General features: G+C 35.7%; 1 pseudogene. It reads left to right on the top strand.

The annotated features are described in order from the left end of the window. Positions 1-1,017: pseudogene (locus tag F6K13_RS33575) on the top strand (hypothetical protein); the annotation flags it as partial. Positions 1,018-1,315: the final 298 nt, after the last annotated feature.

Genomic DNA, 1,315 nt, shown 5'->3' with positions numbered 1-1,315 from the left:
GATAAATGGATAGAATACACTGTAAATTTTCCTCTAAGAAAAATTGCTGACGAACGTTTTTACCCTGTAATAAAAAATATTCTCAAACTTGACTTTTCTCGTGAAAATTTTGATAAACCACCAGAAGATAATTATGATTATTTTCTCTGGCAGCAAACTGGTCAACGTCATCATCCTGAATATTATCAAAGACTAACTAAATCTCTTGCTTGTGCTGCTTTTGGAGGTTGCATTGTTCCAGATAACGATAGTCAAAACTTTCATGCTGAGTGGTGGGATAGTTGGAGATTTTGGGAGTCTTTAGCTGCTGGATGTGTGACTTTTCATATTGATTTTGATAAGTATAGTTTTAATTTACCAGTGATGCCGGAAAATTGGAAACACTATATCGGTATTGATTTAGATAATATACAGGGAACGGTCGATCGCCTTGTCAAGGAACCTGAAATTTTAGAAAGCATATCTATTGCGGGTAGAAAGTGGGCAATTGAAAATTATTCACCTGTTCCTACCGCCTTGCGTTTTCTGGAGATAGTTCGCGACAAGCAAAATACAAAAACTAGAGGGGAAATTCTAGGACACTTTGTTACCCAGAGATTGCCTTTTTCGCTAACAGAAATCAATTTAATTGTTTTCCCAGACTGGTCGCAACCGGAAGAAATAGTAGGATTAGAATTACAAGCAGTAATTAAAAATCTGGTGAATCATCCAGATAAAGCTAAGATGACTTTATTAATAAATAACAGCAATATTTCTGCTGAAGATGCAGATTTAATTTTATCCAGCGTGGTGATGAACTTGTTAATGGAGTCAGAATTAGAGGTAGATGAGGGACCAGAAATTTTTTTAGTTGGGGAGTTGAGTCAAATACAATGGTCAGCTTTAATTCCTCAACTGCAAGGTTGGATTAAATTGGAAAATGAGAATGGGGAGGCGATCGCTCAAGTTAAAGCAGATAATATTCCCCTAATTGAATTATCAAATTTCTCAGATCAAACCTCAAATAAAATTGATTGATGACTAGATTTTTTCACGACCAATTTGCCAAACAATATTTAGAAGAATTACTATCAACTATTGGAGAAGTTAAAGCACCGTACGAAAAAAACTGTAGAAAATTGTAACAGCCTTTATCTTGATATTGGATTAACCAATACTGGCTGTACGGCACAGCTCACTATTCCCTCGGCAAATGCCTCTGGAAATTTCTTATCTTATATTTGAAGACTGCCATTAACATCGGCATTAATCACTATACCAGTTCCACTTTTGAATAAGCCACGCTTGACTCGTTTACCTACATAGTTATCATGGA

Origin of the sequence: Okeania sp. SIO2B9, assembly GCF_010672505.1 — a bacterium.
Classification (GTDB): domain Bacteria; phylum Cyanobacteriota; class Cyanobacteriia; order Cyanobacteriales; family Microcoleaceae; genus Okeania; species Okeania hirsuta.
This window is presented reverse-complemented; position numbering and strand designations above follow the sequence as displayed.